Source organism: Micromonospora rubida (assembly GCF_009908295.1).
Taxonomy (GTDB): domain Bacteria; phylum Actinomycetota; class Actinomycetes; order Mycobacteriales; family Micromonosporaceae; genus Micromonospora; species Micromonospora rubida.
This window is the reverse complement of record NZ_JAAALO010000002.1, coordinates 1,008,969-1,028,102: the sequence shown is the minus strand read 5'-3', so window position 1 is coordinate 1,028,102 and position 19,134 is coordinate 1,008,969. Positions and strand designations below refer to the sequence as shown.

Sequence of the window (19,134 nt, the reverse complement as noted above, 5' to 3'; positions counted from 1 at the left end):
ACGCCCCCGTCCTCAGCGATCGGACGTGGTCACGTCGCGGTCGACCAGCATCGCGTCGAGGTGCCGGCGGCGGGCCGGGCCAGTCGTTGTCCCGGTCATGATCGGTGGCGTCTGGGGCATTGGGTACGAGGCGTCCAGCCGATAGCCTCAAGGGGTGGAATCAGTGCAGCCCTCCGCCGGTTCCCAGGTCTCCCGCGTACCGGCGCAACGGACCCCGCCGGAGCAACTGGCACCCCCGTCCGGGGCGCCGGCACCGGCCCGTCCGCCGCGTCGGTTGCGTACCGTCCTCACCGTGGTTGCCGGGGTGGTCGGTCTGCTCATGCTCGGAGGCGTGGCGACCGCCTTCGTCCTGTACGAACGCGCCACCACCCCGGACCGCAGCGCCCCCGACGTGGTGGTCGACAACTACCTGCGCGCCTTCCTGGTGGACCGCAACGATGTCAGAGCGGAACAATTCACATGCTCCACCAACCCTCCTGAGCTGAACGAGCTTCGCGCACTGCGCGACGACCTTCTCGCGCGAGAGAAGCGCTTTGCCACGACGATCTCGGTGAGCTGGGGCAGATTGGACGTCCAAAGCCAGGGCGACATGGCCCAGGTGCGTGTCGATTTGATTATCTCTGCGCACGTAGACGGGATTTCACAGAGCGATCGACAACCGTGGCAGTTCAACGTCAGACGTGCGGATGACGGCTGGAAAGTGTGTGACGGAACTCCCGCTGGCTGAGGTACATCACTCGACCCAGAGCAGGTGGACCGGAACCTCCAGGGTCGTCGGGGGCTGCCCCCGCCAGGCCCAGCGGTACCACTCCAACTCCGGAGTGACCCGCACGCAGATGTCTCCGTCCGTGCCCGAGTAGGTCTCGGTCACTGCACGTAGGTCCCGTTGCTCGCCGGTGTCCGTGGCGTGCACGACTCGTCGCCCGGTGACGGCGCCGGCATCGAATACCGGGGTCGGCGCGCGGTGGGCCGGCGCGTCCAGGGACACCAGACGGATACCGGATTCCTGCGGTGCTTCGCCACTCGGCCGGGTCCCGACGGTCTCCACCCAGATCCGCTCGACCGGCACGAGTGGGGCGAACACCTCGAGCTGCTCGGACTCGGCGCGATACCACTCCTGCTCCGGAATGACCGGCACGTAGGTACGACTGTTCTGCACCACCCGTTCGTCGGCGCGCAGGTCACCGCGCCAACCGAGACCCGGTAGTCCGATCAGGACCCGCTGGCCGCGCAGCTCGACCCGGACGGTCGCGGGCACGATCTCGATCGGCCGGGGCGGCAGAGGGGCCCAGTCGGGCTGGTCGGCGAAGGGGTCGGGAAGTGGCCCGGTCATGCGTCCCAGGGCCTCACGCCTTGCCGTTCAGCGGCGCGCCCCGGTCCCGCATGAACGACACCGGGTCTACGGCACCCCGGCTGGAACGATCCCCGTCGAGGTGTACCTCGAAGTGCAGGTGTGGCCCGGAGGAGTTGCCGCTGGTGCCGACCTCTCCGATCACCTCGCCGGCCTTCACGAGTTGACCGGGAACGACCCGGGGCTTGACGATCATGTGGCAGTACCGGGTGACGTAGCCGCCAGCGTGCAGCATGTCGACGAACCAACCGCACCCGCCTTTGCCCGGCCAGCCGTCCACGTCGCAACTGCTGCGTCCGCCATGGTCGGGGTCGCAGCGGGCGACCAGGACCCGGCCCGTGGCGGCGGCGCGGATCAGGGTGTGCTTCGGCGCGCCGATGTCCACGCCGTTGTGGCTGGGACGACTCGCCGTCCGGAATCCGGACCCGACGCCACCGGGGATCGGCGCGGTCCAGCCCGAGGCGGCAATCTGGCCCCGGGTGGCCGCGTTGCAGATGTTCTGCTTCGCCACCTGCACCGTGCGGGCCGCGCCTCCGGCGAGCGCGTCCACGATCTTGCTGGCCAACTCCTCGTGCTTGGCGTAGGCATCCGGGAAGGCACTGACCTGCACCCGCTGGGCGGCCCGGGTCAGCGGCATCTGCTCCCAGTTGGGGACCTTCACCAGCTTTTCGTAGAACTTCCGAGACGTGTAGGCCGGGTCCTGCAACTGTTCCGGTGAGCCCCAGCCCTGGCTGGGGCGTTGCTGGAAGAGGCCCACCGAGTCGTGGTCGTTGCGGCTGCCTAGGTGGGGGAGGTTGCGCAGACCGGACTCCTGCATGGCGGTGGCGATCGCGACGACCCAACCCCGGGGCGGAACCTTCATGTCGGAGCCGACTTTGATGATGACAGCGGCGTTGCGGATCTGGCTGTCGCCGTACTGGGCGAAGCGCGGCATCTTTCCTGAGACGTTGACCTGGTGCGTCCGTCCGCAGCCGGACCGGGCCTCGGGGGAGAGGTCGTCCCCACCACCGCTCAGTTCGGTGAGGAAGAACGCCGCCGTGCCGCCGGTGCAGCAGAGCAGCGTGAGGGCTGCGGTCAGCGCGGCGGCCAGGGCGCCGATGCGCAGTTGCCGACGGCGCGGGGCCCCGCCTTCGAGGTGATCGCTCATGTCCGCTCCCAGTCCACAGCGTCGACCAGCCACTGCCCGTCTGGGGCCACGAGTTCCAGCCGTAGGCGTCCCGAGTCGAGCGGTACCAATACCTCCACGAAGCGTTCCGTCCGGGGCCGGAGGCTCGGTTCTCCGGTCGTCCGCTCCGCCGGGACCCCCGCCGGATCGACACCGGCGAGTTCCTCGGTCAGTTCCGGCGTGGAGAGCGGGCGCAGGGCGGCATGCCATTCGTCGGCTCCGCCGTCGCGACCGCCGAGCCAGGCGGCGGTGAACCTGGCCGCGATCTGCTCGGGCGGCGGTGCGTTGGGACGGCTCACCGGTGACGGGGGCGTGGTGCTCCCGACCACGCCGTCGTCACCGGCGGTCGGGTCGACTGTGGTGATCGGCTCATTCGGTCGGTTGCTCAGGCCCGTCGCGGGGCCCACCGAATCGGAGAAGAGCCGGGCCGCTCCGAGAACGCCGACCACGAGGACGCCGATGGCCAACGCGATGCCCAGCCGGGACCGCAGCGCCTTCGTGAACAGGAATTCAATCGCCCGTCGCATCACCCTCACCGCGCCTCGGTGCGGATCCGCGGCGCGGTGGGCCGCGAGGTCGCGGGCTTGGTGGAGCCGGGACGGTAGATGACGAAGGACGGGTTTTCCTCGGGTACGTCAGGCTCAGTCCAGGTCGCGGGCTGGCGACGCCGGGGCTGGGGCGCGGTGGGACGCGCGGTCCCCCGCTGTTCGGGCGAGGTGGCCTCATCCGAGCGTTCGCTGCCGTCAGGCCGCTGCCGCTCGCTGGCTGTGCCGGTGCCAGTGGCGGCCTTGACCTGACTCGGATCCTCGTGCCGGGCTTCTGGCCGGAGGCTGCGCTGCTCCAGCCCCACGCCTCGCCGCCGGGCCAGGGCCGGCTCTGCGGTGCCGCCGGGTTCGGCCACGTCCAACCGTGCTGCGGTGCGCATGTCCCGGAAGAACCGGCGATGCCACGAGCCGGCCGAACTGACCGCCTCGCTGCTGTCCTTGCCGCCGAGCTGGGTGATCCGACGGTACGGGCGCAGCAGCAGCCAGCCGACCACGCCGCAGAGCCACACCAGCACCACCTGGAGCCAGCCTGGCAGGGTCGCCGTGCTCATGATCAGGTCTACGGCGAAGAGGTAGATGGCGGCCCCGGTGCCGAAGATGGCGATGTTGAACACTGCGGCGACGACGGCGTTGGCCAGCCGCCGCAGCCCGGCGCTGGCCGGACGCATCAGGCCGACGGTGCCCAGGATCGGGGCTGCGATCACCGCCCACCGGAAGATCAGGAAGCCCAGCAGGACCAACAGTGAGGCGGTGAGGTCGAACATCGCGAAGAGCAGTGCGGCGAGCACCGCGATGAAACCGGAACCGACCCGGTCCATGTCCCGGACGCCCTGGAGGTACTCGTACGCCTCCGGGTCCTCGCCTTTGATCTGTTGCGCGACCCGCGCCCACTGCTGTTGTTTGGCGTCGATGGTCGCCTCGCGCGTCTTCGGATTGGCGCGGAGCTTCTCCGCCTCCTCCCAGGAGATCGACTTCGCGTCGTAGAGCGCCGGGCCGTACTTCTTGGCCGTCTCGCTGTCGGCCGAACCGAGCACACCTCGCAACCAGTTCCGGTAGAGCATGGACTCGGTTGCGGTGTCACTGGCCCGGACCGCAGGGGGACGTTTGTCGATGCAGGCATCAGGATTCGGCAGAGCACACTTGTCCGTTGGAATGTCTCGCGTCGCGGGTCCGACCGCGTCGTGGACGACGCCGAGGGTGGTGACGAGAGTGCCGTCGGCGATGTTCGCGGACTTGACCGGCCAGGCGGCCAGGGCTGTCACCGCCACCATCACCAGCAGGGCCCAGCCCGCAGTGGTCATGGCGTTGCTCATGTCCGACTGGCGGGAGCGCCAGAGCAGGTAGAGACCCACCACGCACAGCGTGACGATGCCGAAGACGCTGAACACCTTCTGGTAGACGGCCTTGGTGGCCTGCTCGACCAGCGGGTCGGCCCAGCCCCACATCGATCGAGGGTCCCAGGCCCGCTCCCGCAGGGCGTTTGAGCCGCCGATGACGGCGGTGGCGATCATGAACTCGCCGTTCGCCACGGTGGTGGTGAACTTGTAGTCCGGGTGGATGACCGCAGAGGCGCAGCCGCCCGGGATGTCGTACGTCGGGTAGCTGTACCCCGCGTACCCGTAGTCGCTGTAGAGACCCTTGGGGCCGGGCAGCTTTGCCGAGTCCGGACGGGCGGCGAACCAGCCGGCGAGCCCGGAGTCGGGTGCTGCGGGGACCGGTGCGTTGCGGCACTTGACCTGGTCCTTGCTGACATCGGTCAGCTTGCCGACGCAGGTGCGGAAGTCGGCCTGCCACTCCTGGGTGGTGCACAGATCCGCGCGGGCCTGGGCCGCCGGCGGGGCGGCGTACGCCGGGTCGCCGCCCACCATCGGCCAGGCGATGGTGGCCCCGGCGAGTACGCCGAGCGCGAGCAGGAACGCTGCTAACCGGGCCCGCACCCTCGCCATGTCACGCCTCCAGGTCCGGGAGATTGGTCGGCAGCTGCCCGGCCGTCGCGGTGACCGCGGCGGGGGTGGTGTCCAGGTGATCCAGTAGCCCATCGACGTACGACACGTCCACCCGGACCTTCTGCACCCGTCCGTCGACGTCGCGCATGACGAACTCGCGGAAGCCGAGCCGGGCCGCCGAGGTGGCATCCGCGGTCGACAGCGAGGCCAGCGTGGCCTCGTACCCGTCGTTGACCGGGACGCGGAGCAGCCGTAGCGCCTCGGAGGCGATCTCGGCGTCCTCGGCGATTCGGCCGACGAAGACGGTGGAGACGAGGTTCTGCACGTCGAGGCCGAGGATGTCCCGGGGGTTCTGCGAGGCGACCAGGGCAGCGAGGTTCCACTTGCGGGAGTCGCGGGCGAGTCGGACCAGGAAGGACCGGCCGGAGCGCCAGCCCTCCATGAAGTGCGCCTCGTCCAGGCCGACCAGTTTCCGGGACGACATCGAACCGCCGTAGCAGCGGCGCACCGCCAACCGGTGGGCGGTGTGCAGCATGGGCAGCGCGAGGGCCTCCTCGGCCGACCAGTACTCCCGTTCGATCTTGAGGTCGGGCAGCCTCAGTCCGGCCATGGTGATCACGGTGAGCGCCGCGTCGGCGCCGAGCAGCCCCTCCGGCGGGCGGCCGAAGAAGAGCATGGCCAGCGGCATCTCGGCGGTGTCCAGCAGCAGGTTGGCCAGCTCCTTGCCGGCGTCGTCGTCGAGCTGACCCAGGCAGGCGACCACGTCGTCCAGGGTGGACGTCTCCTCTGCCGGCACCTGGCGCACTGCGTGCCGGAACAGGGTGGCCGTGGACGCCTCCCGGGCTACCTGCGGCGGCACCAGCATCATGCAGATGTCCTGTACCAGCATGCGGCGTTCGGCGCGGGCGTTGGAGATCGCGATCTCGAACTCCCGGTCGCCGGTCGGGCCGGCGCTGAACTCGCTGCGCAGTGGCGTCGGGATGAGCGCGTACGGTGCCAGCGTCCCCTGCTCGGAGCCGGTCAGGTTGAGCACCCGCGAGTACGGCCGCAGCTCCGGCATGTTGCACAGCCGGGCCAGCGGGCCGGACGGGTCGAGCAGGGTCACCTGCACCCCGCGCCGGGCGGCGAGGTAGCCCAGCGCGCCGAGCAGCGTCGACTTGCCGCCGCCCGGCTCGGCGACGAAGACGGCGAGCCCGGAGCGTTCCCGCACCTCCATCGGGAAGTGCAGGTCGAGGAAGACCGGCCGGCGGCAGGTGCCTGCGGTCCGCCCGATGAGGTCACCGCGCCGGTCGCCCACCGTCGATGCGGCCTGTGGCAGCGCGGCGGCGAGCAGGTTGACCGGCATCCGGCGGACGTAGCCGGTGTTGGCGATCGGCTCGCCGGGGATGAACTCCCGGGCCAGCCAGTCCTGGTTCTTCGGGTGTTGCAGCGAGACGCGCAGCTCGCGGGAGTAGAGCTGGATCAGCCGGCGGGCCCGTTCCAGGCACTCCTCCCGGGTCCGGCCGCCGACGGCGATCCGGTGCCAGCCGTGCGCCCGGGCCGAGTCCACCGGCAGGCCGGTGGTCATCTCGTCGCCGATCACCAGCGCCCGCTTGGCCAGTCGTTCCAGCTCGGGCGGGGCGTCGATGCCGTGTTCGGCGTAGTCGAGCTGCTGGGAGCGGATCATCCGCAGCCGGTGTTCAAGGTTTCGGAACGAGTCACCGGAGCCGAGGATGTCGACCCGGGTGGAGATCTCCATCGGCCAGGGCAGCCGCTCGTGGAAGTGCAGCCAGGGCTCGTGCCGCTCGGGGATCTCCAGCGGCTCCATCCGGCCGACCGCGAGCACGGCCACGTGCCGCTCCTCGCCGGTCATCCGGTTGACCAGCTTCACCGTCGAGCCGTACGGGGTGCGGTAGCGCTCGACCTGTTCGGTGAGGGCGAGCAGGTCTCCGCGTTCCCATTGGCCGTTGGTGATCGGGGAAAGGGTGCCGGGTGGGGCCATGCACAGCGCGACCGAGCGGTAGAGCAGCCACTCCAACTCCTGGGCGGTCACCCGCCGCCCGCGCATGCCGAACGCGCCCAGCACCTCGTCGAACTGTTCGATGGTGCGGCCGAGCTTGCGACGCTCGCCGTCGGCGACGCCCCGGCCGAAGGTGCGCAGCAGTCGCTCGGTGAGCGAGTCGCCGAGGGAGCGCCGGGCGAAGGTGACGCCGAGGTATGTCTGCCCCTCGGCGTGGTTGACCGAGAGCAGGTGCCGCTGGGCCGCCACCAGGTGGTCGCCCCAGCCGGCGGTGCCCGGCACGTCGGGCAGTGGGGTCGCGGTGTGCGTGTCGATGGTGCGGGCCCACTCGTCGGCCGGGAAGGGCCGGGTGGTGCGGCGCAGGTGCAGCCGGAATCCGGCGAGCCCGGCGTACTGCTCGGAGATCGCGGCGAGCAGCGCCTCCCGTTCGGCGTCCGGCCGGAACGCCCAGCGCACCTCGGGCAGCCAGTACCAGGCGGTGACGGTGTTGGGGGTGAACGTCAGGTGGCCGGCGATCTCTGTGATGGCCAGCTCGACCGACGGGTCCCGGTCCCCGAACTTGATCTTCGGTGCCCGGACCGCCTTGGCCTGCTTGACCGGTTTCGCGGCCTTCGCGGCCTTGTCGGGCCGAGCCGGCTTGCCCGGCCGGTCGCGCCGGTCGACCGTGCGCTGGCGGGGCGGCGTGGCCTCCCGGCTGGCAGGTGCCGGTGCCGGCTCGGGCGCGTGGCGGGTCGCCCGCTCCACTTCCCGATGCGGCTCAGCCCGATGCGGCTGTGCCCGGTGCGGGGACCGCTCCGGCTCCCGGGCGGTGGGCGGCGCGACGTCGCGCCAGCCGTACGTCTCGTCGTCGGGGTCGGTGACCTGGGCGATCGGGGGCGGGGGCAGATCTGGCCCCGCGGCGGGGCGGACCGCCGGGAGCCGGTCCGCCGGCTGCTGGGGGACCCGGGGCCGACTCTGCGGGGCGGGTGCCGGTGCCGGGGTGCGCTCGACCGGCGAGGGGGGCCGCTCGACGGGGGCCGGCTGTACCTCCGCGTGGGCGGCCGGCGGCGCGGCGGCCGGCTGCTGGTGGGGGATCGCGGGGAGGTCCCGGCCGGTCGGTCGGGCCGGGGCCGGCAGCGCGGGCCGGGACGCCCCCGGGTGTGCGCCGCCGAACAGGTCGAGGAACGGGGAGTCGATGTCCGCGTTCTCGGCGACAATCGGCGCGGGCGGCTCCGGTGCGGCCGGGCGTCCGGGCGCGGGACGCGGCGCCTGGAAGACCCCGACCCGGCCGTGACCGGGCGCGGTGGCGAGCGCCGGGTCGAGGGAGACCTCGTCCAGCTCCTCGCCCGCAGGGTAGTTGAACGAGCGCGCACGGTTACCCTGCGGGACGGTGTGACGTCCTGCCGGGGAACCCGGCGTGGAAGAGCGACTCATGCCCCCGCCTCACCCGAATGCCGCGACTGCCCGATCGGTGTACGCCCGGTCATGCAAGTTCCTCCCGGATCCTGATCCGGCTCGCCACCATGCGCGGGTCGCGCTGCTCGACGGCCGACTCCCGGGTGCGTCGCCAGTCGGTCAGCGCGGTACGGATCACCATGCGCGCGGGCCGGTCCGGGTCGACGTACCGGAAGATGAACGAGGTGCTCACGATGGCGAGGGCGATCTCCCAGGCAGGGAAGAGCTCGACCCGCAGCGTGAACAGCCAGTGGATGAACATGTAGAGGGGTACGAGCAGCATGAACACGCCGTATTGGGCGTACGGCAGGTGCACGGGCAGGGTGTAGCCGGGCGGCCCGAGGTAGACCAGGCGTGCCCGGTAGATGTCGTCGTCGGTGCGTAGCCGCATCTGCCCGCGCCTATTCGAAGATCAGGTCGATCAGGTAGTCACCGATGAAGAAGAGTGTCGCCGCCCCGGCGATGAAGGCCAGCCCGACGATCGCGATGGCGGAGCTGGTCAGCACCTTGGAGATCTCGCCGCGGCTGGCCCGGCCGATGAAGATGACGCCGAGCACGGCCAGCAGAATCGGAGCGATCTTGCTGGCGAAGAAGGTGACGATGTTGTTGGTGTCGATGCCCTTGGGCGCCGGCTCGGCGAGTGGAGTCGACGCCAGGGTGTGGAGCGCGTGGCTGACGGCGGACGTCGCCGTCTCCATGAGCTCGATGGCGATCACTGGAACCTCCCCATGTCGCGGCCGGCGGAGCCGCGGCGGTGCAGTAGGCAAGCCTGGCGGGATGGTGCTGATTGGGCGCAGCGTCGGCGACCCTGCGTCCGTTGCCCACCACGGAGGGTGGCGAGCTTTGGGGGGATTTTTCCCGCTTCGGCCCTCCCTCCAAGCTTCGCCGTCTCGCTGCTGGGCAATTCCAAAGGGTACGGGCCGCCCCCCTTTGCGACAAGCCGCGAAGAGTCGACCCGGAAAGGCCCGGACGTCCGATCGTACACTTGTTCCAATGTGCATGTCAGGGCCGTTCGTGTCGCGGCGGACCGGGCCGCCGGGAGCCGCCGGAACGACCGGTACCGTGCAGTCGTGACCGATCTGGTGCGGGCCCAGGCCCCGGTGGTGATGGGTGTCCTCAACGTCACGCCCGACTCGTTCTCCGACGGCGGCCGGTACGCCGATTTCACCGCCGCCGTCGCACACGGTGTGCGACTCGTGGCGGACGGCGCGCACCTGGTGGACGTCGGGGGCGAGTCGACCCGCCCCGGTGCGGACCGGGTGGACGCGGAGACGGAGGCGGCCAGGGTGCTGCCGGTGATCCGGGAGCTCGCCGCCGCCGGCGTCGTGGTCAGCATCGACACCAGCCGGGCCCGGGTTGCCGAGGCCGCGCTCGCGGCCGGGGCTGCGGTGGTCAACGACGTCTCCGGCGGCCTGGCGGACCCGGACATGGCCCGGGTGGTCCGCGACGCCGGCTGTCCCTGGGTGCTGATGCACTGGCGGGGGCACTCCCGAGGGATGCGCGAGCTGGCCCGCTACACCGACGTGGTGACCGACGTCCGGGCCGAGCTGGCCCAGCGGGTCGACGCCGCGCTGACCGCCGGGGTGCCGGCGGACCGGATCGTCGTCGACCCGGGCCTCGGCTTCGCCAAGACCGCCGAGCACAACTGGCAGCTCACCGCCCGCCTGCCCGAGCTGCTGGAGCTCGGTTTTCCGCTGCTGTTCGGGGCCAGCCGCAAGTCGTACCTGGGCCGGCTGCTCGCCGACGCCGAGGGCGTCTCCCGGCCGACCGCCGGGCGGGAGGCGGCCACCGTCGCCACCAGCCTGCTCGCGGTGGCGGCGGGCGCCTGGGGGGTACGCGTGCACGACGTGCTCGGCACCGTCGACGCGCTGGCCGTCTGGCGGGCCGGAGGCCGTCCGCGCCTCGTGACCGACCGAGCCGACGGGAAGCGGGCTGACGGGAAGCGGGCTGACGGAGAGCGGGCCGACGGGGAGCGGGCCGACGGGGAGCGGGCCGACGGAATCCAGACGGAGGGGGACCGGTGACCGACCGGATCACGCTGACCGGCCTGCGGGCGCATGGGCGGCACGGCGTCTACGACTTCGAGCGCGAGCGGGGGCAGGACTTCGTCGTTGACGCCGTCCTCGAACTGGACCTCGCACCGGCCGCCCGCTCCGACGACGTGACCGACACGGTGCACTACGGCGAGCTGGCCGACCGGCTGGTCGCGGTGCTCACGGGGGAGCCGGTCAACCTGATCGAGACGCTCGCCGACCGGCTCCTCGGGATCTGCCTGGCCGACCCCCGGGTGGCCCGGGCGACGGTGACCGTGCACAAGCCCGAGGCCCCGGTACCGCACGCCTTCACCGACGTCGCGGTGACCATGACCCGGACCCGTCCCGGCCCGCCGGCCGGCACGCCCGGCGGCGGCTTGGCGTCGATTGCCGGCGGCCCGGCGCCGGCGCGGCCACAGCCGGGGCCGCAACCAGAACCGGCCGGGAACGGGGATGCGGCGTGACCCGCGCCCTGCTCTCCCTCGGCAGCAACCTCGGCGACCGGCTGGCCCACCTGCGCTCGGCCGTGGACACCCTCGGCGAGGCGGTGCTGCTGGTCTCCGGCGTCTACGAGACCCCGCCGTGGGGCGACGCGGACCAGCCGGCGTACCTCAACGCGGTGGCGCTGGTCGAGGACCCGGCGGCGGATCCGCGGGACTGGCTGGCGCGGGCCCGGGCCGCCGAGCGGCGGGCCGGCCGCGAGCGCGACCCGCAGCGCCGGTTCGGCCCGCGCACGCTGGACGTCGACGTGGTCGCGGTGTGGGACGACGCGGGCGAGCCGGTGCGCAGCGCCGACCCCGAGCTGACGCTGCCGCACCCCAGGGCCCACCTGCGGGCGTTCGTGCTGCGGCCGTGGATCGACATCCAGCCGTACGGGCGGCTGCCCGGGCACGGTTGGCTGACCGATCTGCTGACCGCGGAACCGGTGGCCGGTGACGCCCTGGAACTGAGCCCTCGGCCGGATCTGGCGTTAGAGTCGTCGACATGAGCCAGTGGAGCCGGCCGGCATGACCCCGGCGCAGTCCCCGCCGCCGCGCGGGACGGACCCCGAACGGTCCAGGATGGGCCCCACCCGGATCTCCACCCTGGTCGTCGCCGGCCTGGCCGCCGCAGCGGTGGCCTGGCTGGCGATCAGCGGTTTCTACTACGAGGGATTCCCCCGCCTGCCGTGGCTGCCCGTCGTCACGCTGGCCGCGCTGGCGGTGCTGGAGGCGTACGCGGCGGCCAACACCCGGGGCCGGCTCCAGCGCAAGCCGGGCCGTGACCCGGTCAACCCGCTGCTGGTGGCCCGGTTCGTGGTGCTGGCCAAGGCGTCCGCGCTGGCCGGGGCGATCTTCGCCGGCTGGTGCGCCGGGCTGACCGGGTGGCTCTTCGTGGAGCGCACCCAGGCCGCCACCGAGGACCGCCCGGCGGCCGGGGCGGGGCTGCTCGCCTCGCTCGCGCTGGTGGCCGCCGCGCTCTGGCTGGAGCGGGCCTGCCGGGTGCCGGAGCAGCCGGAGGACGAGCGCGACACCGACGACCGGGAGAACCGCCCGGGTCGACGCTGAGCGCGGGGGTTACGCCCGGCCCGGCGCGCAGGTACCGTGCCTGGCGACCGGTGAGCAACGGCCGCCCCGGTCCGCCCGCGCGGACCCTGCGGCCGTGACCTGGGGAGGGCACGCGTCATGGGGTACGACGATCCGGTGCAGCCCTCGTCGGGTGTGCCCGCGGCGGTGCTGGAGAACGTCTTCGACGACCCGACCCACGGCGAGCCGGGGCGGGACCGGGTCGCCGTGCATGTCACCTGGGAGCTGGTGCTGGCCGCCGGCCTGGCCGTGCTGACCTGGCTGCTGTGGCGGGACGACCCGGCCGCGCTGCGCGACGAGGGCCTGCGGGTCCTGCTGGTCGACGTGGTGGCGGTGGGGCTGCTCGTCCTGGCCGCCGGCCTGAGCCTGCGGACGGCGGCGGTGAACCTGGCGGTCGGCCCGGTCGCGGTCGCCGCCGCGCTGCACTTCGCCGAGCAGGGCGACCGGGGGGTCGAGGTCGCGGTGGGCCACGCCGCAGCGGTGGCCGCCGTCGGCGGGCTGCTGGTGGGGCTGGCCGTGGTCGTGCTGCACGTGCCGGGCTGGGCGGCGAGCCTGGCCGGCGCGGCCGGCGTGGTGGTCTACATCGAGCGGCGGGCCGCGCCGGTCCTCGTGCAGGGCGGGTACGACCCCCGCGACAGCGCGTTCTACCTCTTCGCCGGCTTCGCCGCGGTGGCGGTGCTCGGCGGCCTGTTCGGGGCGATCCGTCCGGTGCGCCGGCTGGTCGGGCGGTTCCGGGCGGTGGCCGACCCGGCCCGCCGCCGGGGCGGGGCGGCCGGTGCCGTCGTCGTGGTCTCGTTCGTCCTGTCCACCGTCCTCGCCATGCTGGCCGGCATCCTGATCGCCGGCAACGGCGCCGGGCCGGTCGTTCCGACCGAGGGACTGGGCTGGACGGTGCTCGCCGTGGGCACCGCGCTGCTCGCCGGCACCAGCGCGTACGGCCGGCGCGGCGGAATCTTCGGGACCCTGCTCGCGGTGGGCCTGATCACCGTCCTGCTGGCCTGGTCCAGGGCCCGGGGCTGGCAGGTCAGCCGGTGGACGGTGGGCGGGGCCGCGCTCGGCGTCGGCCTGGTGGTGACCCGGCTCGTCGAGACGTACGGGCGGCCCCGGTCGGTGGGTGCCGACGCGGAGGCCCGTCCGAGCGGCGACGGCGCCATCAGCTCCGGCTGGTCGGTGCCCCGGCCGGCGCCGGTCGAGAACTGGCCGCCCGCCCTGCCCACCCGGTCCGACGACACGCCCGCGGACCCCTGGGACGCGTCCCGTTGGGACACCCGCCCTCCGCGCTGGGACGGCGGCGACCGCTGACGCCCCGCCCGTACAGCGCCGACGGACGCCCGGCCCGCATGGTGCCGGCGTACACCGCTTAACCGCCGACGCCCGGCCGCGCCGCGTCCGCCGCGCCCCCGGTGATCTCGGCGGTTAGGCTCGACGGCATGACCGAGACACCTTCCACCGGTACCGGCGGGCACACGTTCGAGGAGTTGGACGCGCTCCCCACCGAGGAGCTGCGGGAGCGGGCGTTCGCGCTGGCCCGGGAGCGTCGCGACGTCGGGTTCTTCTGGTCGGTGCTGCGCCACCTGCCCAACGCCGACGAGGCCGCCGTGCTGGACGGCGCGCCGAACTCGGTCGGCCCGACCATCGACGAGGCCTCCGCGCTGTGGCGGGAGCTGACCGGGCACGGCTACGAGGAGTCGGCTCCGCTGCTGCGGGCCAAGTTCATCGACTACCTGATGAAGCGCTAACCGGCCCGACCATGGTGGTCCGCAGGTTTGCCCGTCGGGGCGCACCGGGAACTGGTCGCGCCATGCCTCCCACCAACCGCTCCGCCGCCGTCAGCAGGTACGGGACCGCGGCCGGCACCGGCACCCTCGCGGTGCTGGTGCTCGTCGGGGTCTGCGGCAGCCCGTTGTACGTCGGGTGGGCGGAGGACAACACCGACCCGAACGGGGCCGGCGGGTGGTTCATGCGGCTGCTCGCCTGGCCGGCCTGGCGCCTCAGCTCCGACGACCCGGGGCGGGGGGTGCTCGCCACCGATCTGCGGGCCATTCTGCTGGTGATCCTGGCGGCGGCCCTGCTCTACCTGCTCCCGGCCTCGCAGGTGGCCCGGGTGCAGGGGTCGTTCAGCCAGTTCTTCTCCGGCTGGGGGGCGTACGTGCTGGCCGCCGGCCTGGCCGCGCTGTTCAGCACGCTGCTCGGGCCGGACCCGTCGCTGCTCGCCGCGCTTCAGGCCGCCGGCACCGGCGCCACCTACGGCTTCCTCTCCGGCTGGATCATCGGCACCGCCAGCCTGGGCGGCCGGGCCTGACCCGGCGGCCGGGGCCGGGCCACGGGCGGGGGAGTCGGCCGCCCGGCGGGGTCAGCGTCCCGCGCCCAGCGCGCGTTCCCGGGTGAGCACCCCGGCCGGCCGGCCGTCGGCGGTCACCAGCACCCGGTCCGCCCCGGCGGTGAGCATCACGGCCAGCGCGTCGTACGCCGACGAACCCAGCGCCACCTCGGGCAGCCCGGCGGGGTCGCCCGGTGCCGGGTCCAGCGCGTCCCGGGTGACCGGGGTTACGGCGAGCGCCCGGATGCCCCGGTCCTCGCCGACGAACTCCCGGACGAACGGGGAGGCGGGCGCCCCGAGCAGGGCCGCCGGGGTGTCGTACTGCTCCAGCCGGCCGCCCTGGGAGAGCACCGCGATCCGGTCGCCGAGCCGGACCGCCTCGTCCAGGTCATGGGTGACCAGCACGATGGTCTTGCGAACCTCCGCCTGGAGCCGGAGGAACTCCTCCTGCAACCGGGTCCGCACGATCGGGTCGACGGCCGAGAACGGCTCGTCCATCAGCAGCACCACCGGGTCGGCGGCCAGCGCCCGGGCCACCCCGACCCGCTGCCGCTGGCCGCCCGACAGCTCGTGCGGGTAGCGGCGACCGAACTGCCCCGGGTCCAGCCCGACCAGCTCCAGCAGCTCCTCGGACCGACGGCGCACCCGGTCCCGGGCCCAGCCGAGCAGCCGGGGGACGGTGCCGACGTTCGCCAGGACCGTCTGGTGCGGGAAGAGGCCGACGTTCTGGATCACGTAACCGATCCGGCGGCGCAGCTCGACCGGGTCGACCCGGGTCACGTCCTCGTCGCCGAGCAGGATCCGACCGGCGGTCGGCTCGATCAGCCGGTTGACCATGCGCAGCACGGTCGACTTGCCGCAGCCGGACGGGCCGATCAGCACCACCAGCTCCCCGGCCCTGACCTCCAGGCTCAGCTCGCGGACCGCCTCGGTGCCGTCCGGGTAGCGCTTACGGATGCCCTCCAGGGTGATCGACGCGGCCCTCTGGCCGGCGTCACCGGTGGTTGCCGGGGTAACGTCCACGCATGTCCTTCCGCCTGAGCTACCGGGCCGACCCGGGTAACCCGTGGTTCTCCTGGCAGTACGTGCGGGACAACTCTGACACGATCGTCGCCGCGCTGCGCGACCACGTCTCGCTGACCGCGCGGGCGGTGCTGATCGCCGCGCTGGTGGCCCTGCCGCTCGCCATGGTGGCCCACCGGTTCCGCCCGCTCGCCGGCCCGATTCTCGCATTCACCGGCGTGCTCTACACGATCCCGTCCCTGGCGCTGTTCGCCTTCCTCGCGCCGTACCTGGGGATCGGGGCGGTGACCGTGCTCAGCGTGGTGGTGCTGTACGCGCTGCTGGTCATCGTCCGCAACGCCGTCGCCGGGCTGAGCCAGGTCCCGCCCGAGGTCCGTGAGGCCGCCGAGGGCATGGGGTACGGCCGGTGGGGCCGGCTGCTGAGGATCGAGCTGCCGCTGGCCCTGCCCGGCATCCTCACCGGTCTGCGGCTGGCCACCGTGTCGACCGTGGCGCTGGTGACCGTCGGGGTGGTGGTCGGCCGGGGCGGGCTGGGGCAGCTCATCTTCGCCGGCTTCCAGAACAACTTCTACAAGGCCCAGATCATGACCGGTACGCTGCTCTGCGTCCTGCTGGCCCTGGTGCTGGACCTGATCCTCGCCGGGATCGGCCGGGCGGTCACCCCCTGGCTGCGCGGGGCACGATGATCGGCCACTGGACGGGCCCGGCGGGCAGCCATGACACGCCCCCGGCGGGCACCCGGGGGCAGGGGCTGATGAACGACTGCGGGAGGGTAGCCCGGTGAGCAACCCGGTCGGCCAGGCGGTGCTCTGGCTCAACGACCCGCTGAACTGGACCATCCCGGGCGGCGTCCTGGACCGGCTCGGCGAGCACCTGAGCATCTCGGCGGCGGCCGTGCTGCTCGGCTGCCTGGTGGCCTGGCCCGTCGGGCTCTGGCTCGGGCACACCGGGCGGGGCGGCGGGCTGGTCGTGCTCGTCTCCAACGTCACCCTCGCCGTGCCGACCCTGGCCCTGCTGACCATCCTGCCGCTGACCTTCCTCGGCTTCGGCCGGCCGTCGGTGGTGGTCGCGCTGGCCGTCTTCGCGGTGCCGCCGTTGCTGGCCAACGCGTACACCGGGGTGCGCCAGGCCGACCCGGAGGCCCGGGACGCGGCGCGCGGAATGGGGCTGTCCGGCGGGCAGGTGCTGCGCCGGGTGGAGCTGCCGCTGGCGGTGCCGTACCTGGCGGCCGGCTTCCGGACCGCGACGGTGCAGGTGGTGGCGACGGCCGCGCTGGCGTCGTTCGTCAACGGCGGCGGCCTCGGCCAGATCATCCGGGCCGGCTTCGGCCTGGACATCGCCGCCGGGGGTGGGCAGATCATCGCGGGGGGTCTGCTGGTGGCCGGGCTGGCGGTGCTGGCCGAACTGGTGCTGGCGCTGGTCGAGCGGGTGCTCACCCCGCGCCCGCTGCGCCCGGCCCGGCGTCGGGCCAACCGCCGCGCCGCGGACGCCGTCGCCGGCACCTGAGGGCCGTCCGCCCGGCCTTCGCACCCTCGGGTGTGACGATCCGGTGACAAAGCGCGCCTCGGGTTGTCGGTGTCGGCCGGCAGGATGTTGGGTGGGAGATCGCGGGCGATGACAGGGTTCGCCCGTCGGACACGCGGCCGGCCCGAACGGGCCGCGCCGGGACACGGAAGGCGGGCTTGATGCACGCACGTACACGCCTGGCAATCGGCGCGATCGGCGTCCTCGCGGTCGGGTTTCTCACCGGTTGCGGTGACGCCGGGTCCTCCGGGACCGAGGCGCCCGAGCAGGGCGCGTCGGGGGCCGGGTGCGCCCCGGTTGCTGGTGAACAGCTGGTCGTCCTGACTGACGACAAGAAGCTCCAGAACAGCGACAACATCCTTCCGGCGATCAACGCGAAGGTGGCCAAGCCGCAGCTGGTCGCGGCGCTCGACAAGGTCTCCGCGGCGCTGGACACCCCGAAGCTGATCGGCCTCAACAAGGCCGTCGTCGTCGACCGCAAGACCTCCAAGGTCGCGGCGGAGGAGTTCGCCGCGGCGAACAACCTCACCCAGGGGCTGGAGAAGGGGCCGGGCGGCACGATCGTGGTGGGCGCCGGCAACTTCAGCGAGAGCGAGACCCTCGCCGAGCTGTACCGGATCACCCTCACCGCCGCCGGCTACCAGGTCAAGGTGCAGCAGATCGGCAACCGGGAGCTCTACGAGCCGGCCCTGGAGAAGGGCGAGATCCAGGTCGTCCCGGAGTACGCGGCGACCATGGCCGAGTTCCTGAACACCAAGGCCAACGGCAAGGACGCCCCGCCCGTCTCCTCGCCCGAGCTGGAGAAGACCGTGACCGCCCTCAAGGCCGGTGGCGAGAAGGCCGGCCTCGCTTTCGGCGCGCCGTCCGCCGCGCAGGACCAGAACGCGTTCGCCGTCACCAAGGCCTTCGCCGACAAGTACGGGGTCACCACCCTCTCCGAACTGGCCGCCAAGTGCTCCGGCAGCGCCACCGTGCTGGCCGGGCCGCCGGAGTGCCCGCAGCGCCCGCTGTGCCAGGCCGGCCTGGTCAAGGTCTACGACTTCAAGGCCGGCTCCTTCAGCTCGCTGGACGCGGCCGGTCCGCAGACCAAGAACGCCTTGACGACGGGGAACGCCAGCGTCGGTCTGGTCCTCTCCTCCGACGGGGCCCTCGCGGTCAGCTGAACCACCACCGGTCGTCGGCGGCCCCGTGCCGCCGGCGACCGGTGCCCGTCAGGGCGTCCGCCCCGTTCCCAGCCGCTGGAACTCTCGGTAGGCTGCACACCCATGCCCGACCCGGTTGCCGTCACCGACAGGCGTGAAGCCCGTCTGCTGCCCGTGCTCTTCTGGACGGGCGTGGCGTTCGCCCCGGTCGCGGCGCTGATCCTGCTGGTCGCTGACGGCAACGGGCCGCTGCGGTTCGCCGCCGTGCTCGCCATCACAGCCGTGGTGCTGATCGGTCTCTCGATCGCCCTGCGCGCGGACGGCGGCGGCAGCCGGGCCGAGATCGGGGCCCTCCACGACGAGATCGAGGAACTGCGCCGCGAGTTGCGCGGGGAGATCGTCGGCGCCGCACAGCGCGGCAACCAGGCGCTCGACGCGTCCCAGCGGGCCCAGGACCAGGTCGCGGCGCTGCGTCGCCGGCTCGACGCCGTGGCGACGGCCGCCGCCCCCGAGCCGTCCGTCGAAAAGCCGGCCGGCGCGGGCCGCGCCCGGGTCCCGCTCGCCGAGGCGTACGACGACGCGCGCCGGCACCGGGACATCGACGAAGCCCCTGCCGGGCGGGTCCGGGTGCCCGGGACGGCCCACGGCGACGAGCCGCCCGTCCACCGGCCCCGGCCGACCCCGCGTTACGGGGCCGAGCGGCCAGCCCAGCCCGGCGGCCCCGGGCCTGCTCCCCGGCGGGCCGCGGCACACGCGGACGCCGCCGGCAGCGGGTACCGGGTCGAGGACCGCTGGGCGTCGGTCCGGCGGAGCGAGCCCCGCCCCGGGTGGGGCCAGGGCGAGCGACGGTGGGACGAGGGCCCCGGGGGGCGACGGCCGGACCCGGGCCGGACCGGTCCCCGGCCGGACGCCGAGCAGCGCGACGCCTCGCCGGCCGGGCAGTGGCGCGCGGCGGAGCCCGGCCCGGCCCGGGCCGGCCGGCACCAGCACGCCGACGAGGAGTGGTACGGCCACCCGCCCCACGGCCACCCGCCCCACGACGACCCGCCCCACGCCGGTGGCCGCCGGCCCTGACCGCCGGCCGACC

The 19,134-nt window shown here is 73.3% G+C and carries 19 protein-coding genes and 1 pseudogene; 12 read left to right on the top strand and 8 right to left on the bottom strand.

Features of this window, described 5'->3' with window-relative positions:
• The first annotated feature begins 163 nt into the window (after window positions 1-163).
• The gene (locus GVV04_RS09250) at window positions 164-727 is read left to right on the top strand and encodes an Rv0361 family membrane protein (protein WP_161686809.1); all 564 of its coding nucleotides are present in this window, start codon (window positions 164-166) and stop codon (window positions 725-727) included.
• 6 nt (window positions 728-733) lie between these two features.
• On the opposite strand, the gene GVV04_RS09245 is transcribed toward GVV04_RS09250, so the two are convergent.
• Genes GVV04_RS09245 through GVV04_RS09215 form a run of 7 tightly spaced genes read right to left on the bottom strand, consistent with a single transcriptional unit; the run spans window position 734 to window position 9,156 of the window.
• The gene (locus tag GVV04_RS09245) at window positions 734-1,333 is read right to left on the bottom strand and encodes a hypothetical protein (RefSeq protein ID WP_161686497.1); all 600 of its coding nucleotides are present in this window, start codon (window positions 1,331-1,333) and stop codon (window positions 734-736) included.
• A gap of 13 nt (window positions 1,334-1,346) precedes the next feature.
• Complete coding sequence (locus GVV04_RS09240) at window positions 1,347-2,498, bottom strand: M23 family metallopeptidase (protein ID WP_161686495.1); 1,152 nt, start codon at window positions 2,496-2,498, stop codon at window positions 1,347-1,349.
• On the bottom strand, window positions 2,495-3,052 hold the full coding sequence (locus GVV04_RS09235; RefSeq protein WP_161686493.1) for a hypothetical protein: 558 nt from the start codon (window positions 3,050-3,052) through the stop codon (window positions 2,495-2,497). Before GVV04_RS09235 ends, GVV04_RS09240 begins: the two co-directional genes overlap by 4 nt.
• Window positions 3,049-5,007, bottom strand: a complete 1,959-nt coding sequence (locus tag GVV04_RS09230; protein ID WP_161686491.1) for an MFS transporter — start codon at window positions 5,005-5,007, stop codon at window positions 3,049-3,051. Before GVV04_RS09230 ends, GVV04_RS09235 begins: the two co-directional genes overlap by 4 nt.
• 1 nt (window position 5,008) lies before the next feature.
• Entirely contained in the window at window positions 5,009-8,419 is a 3,411-nt protein-coding gene (locus GVV04_RS09225; RefSeq protein WP_161686488.1) for an ATP-binding protein, read from the bottom strand.
• A 49-nt stretch (window positions 8,420-8,468) separates the two neighbouring features.
• Window positions 8,469-8,831, bottom strand: a complete 363-nt coding sequence (locus tag GVV04_RS09220) for a hypothetical protein (RefSeq protein ID WP_161686486.1) — start codon at window positions 8,829-8,831, stop codon at window positions 8,469-8,471.
• Window positions 8,832-8,841: 10 nt separating this feature from the next.
• Window positions 8,842-9,156 carry a hypothetical protein gene (locus tag GVV04_RS09215; protein WP_161686484.1) on the bottom strand — a complete coding sequence of 105 codons (315 nt, stop codon included), beginning with the start codon at window positions 9,154-9,156 and terminating at the stop codon, window positions 8,842-8,844.
• Between the two features lie 354 nt (window positions 9,157-9,510).
• Between GVV04_RS09215 and folP the strand changes: the two genes are divergently transcribed.
• The 7 genes and pseudogenes from folP (at window position 9,511) to GVV04_RS09180 (ending at window position 14,340) form a co-directional block, all read left to right on the top strand.
• Window positions 9,511-10,464, top strand: a complete 954-nt coding sequence (gene folP / locus GVV04_RS09210) for a dihydropteroate synthase (protein ID WP_161686482.1) — start codon at window positions 9,511-9,513, stop codon at window positions 10,462-10,464.
• Window positions 10,461-10,814: pseudogene (folB, locus tag GVV04_RS09205) on the top strand (dihydroneopterin aldolase); the annotation flags it as partial. The gene folP and the pseudogene folB, both read left to right, overlap by 4 nt.
• A 119-nt stretch (window positions 10,815-10,933) precedes the next feature.
• On the top strand, window positions 10,934-11,461 hold the full coding sequence (gene folK / locus GVV04_RS09200; protein ID WP_161686479.1) for a 2-amino-4-hydroxy-6-hydroxymethyldihydropteridine diphosphokinase: 528 nt from the start codon (window positions 10,934-10,936) through the stop codon (window positions 11,459-11,461).
• Between the two features lie 19 nt (window positions 11,462-11,480).
• A complete protein-coding gene (locus tag GVV04_RS09195; RefSeq protein ID WP_161686478.1) occupies window positions 11,481-12,020 on the top strand; it encodes a DUF3180 domain-containing protein in 540 nt (179 codons plus the stop codon).
• A gap of 117 nt (window positions 12,021-12,137) precedes the next feature.
• Window positions 12,138-13,340 carry an ABC transporter permease gene (locus GVV04_RS09190; protein WP_161686477.1) on the top strand — a complete coding sequence of 401 codons (1,203 nt, stop codon included), beginning with the start codon at window positions 12,138-12,140 and terminating at the stop codon, window positions 13,338-13,340.
• 128 nt (window positions 13,341-13,468) lie between these two features.
• Window positions 13,469-13,777: a hypothetical protein gene (locus GVV04_RS09185; RefSeq protein ID WP_161686476.1), complete on the top strand. Its 309-nt coding sequence runs from the start codon at window positions 13,469-13,471 to the stop codon at window positions 13,775-13,777.
• A 62-nt stretch (window positions 13,778-13,839) separates the two neighbouring features.
• Window positions 13,840-14,340, top strand: a complete 501-nt coding sequence (locus tag GVV04_RS09180) for a hypothetical protein (RefSeq protein WP_161686475.1) — start codon at window positions 13,840-13,842, stop codon at window positions 14,338-14,340.
• Window positions 14,341-14,391: 51 nt separating this feature from the next.
• Here the strand turns inward: GVV04_RS09180 and GVV04_RS09175 are convergent, their stop codons facing one another.
• Window positions 14,392-15,381 (bottom strand): ABC transporter ATP-binding protein, encoded by a 990-nt coding sequence (locus GVV04_RS09175; protein WP_161686474.1) that lies wholly within the window; start codon window positions 15,379-15,381, stop codon window positions 14,392-14,394.
• 2 nt (window positions 15,382-15,383) lie between these two features.
• Here GVV04_RS09175 and GVV04_RS09170 point away from each other — a divergent pair, with 2 nt between their 5' ends.
• The 4 genes from GVV04_RS09170 (at window position 15,384) to GVV04_RS34335 (ending at window position 19,121) form a co-directional block, all read left to right on the top strand.
• On the top strand, window positions 15,384-16,067 hold the full coding sequence (locus tag GVV04_RS09170; protein ID WP_161686472.1) for an ABC transporter permease: 684 nt from the start codon (window positions 15,384-15,386) through the stop codon (window positions 16,065-16,067).
• 94 nt (window positions 16,068-16,161) lie between these two features.
• The gene (locus tag GVV04_RS09165) at window positions 16,162-16,887 is read left to right on the top strand and encodes an ABC transporter permease (protein ID WP_161686471.1); all 726 of its coding nucleotides are present in this window, start codon (window positions 16,162-16,164) and stop codon (window positions 16,885-16,887) included.
• A gap of 179 nt (window positions 16,888-17,066) precedes the next feature.
• Window positions 17,067-18,068, top strand: a complete 1,002-nt coding sequence (locus GVV04_RS09160) for a glycine betaine ABC transporter substrate-binding protein (protein WP_161686470.1) — start codon at window positions 17,067-17,069, stop codon at window positions 18,066-18,068.
• Window positions 18,069-18,170: 102 nt separating this feature from the next.
• Entirely contained in the window at window positions 18,171-19,121 is a 951-nt protein-coding gene (locus tag GVV04_RS34335; protein ID WP_201753020.1) for a chromosomal replication initiator protein DnaA, read from the top strand.
• Window positions 19,122-19,134: the final 13 nt, after the last annotated feature.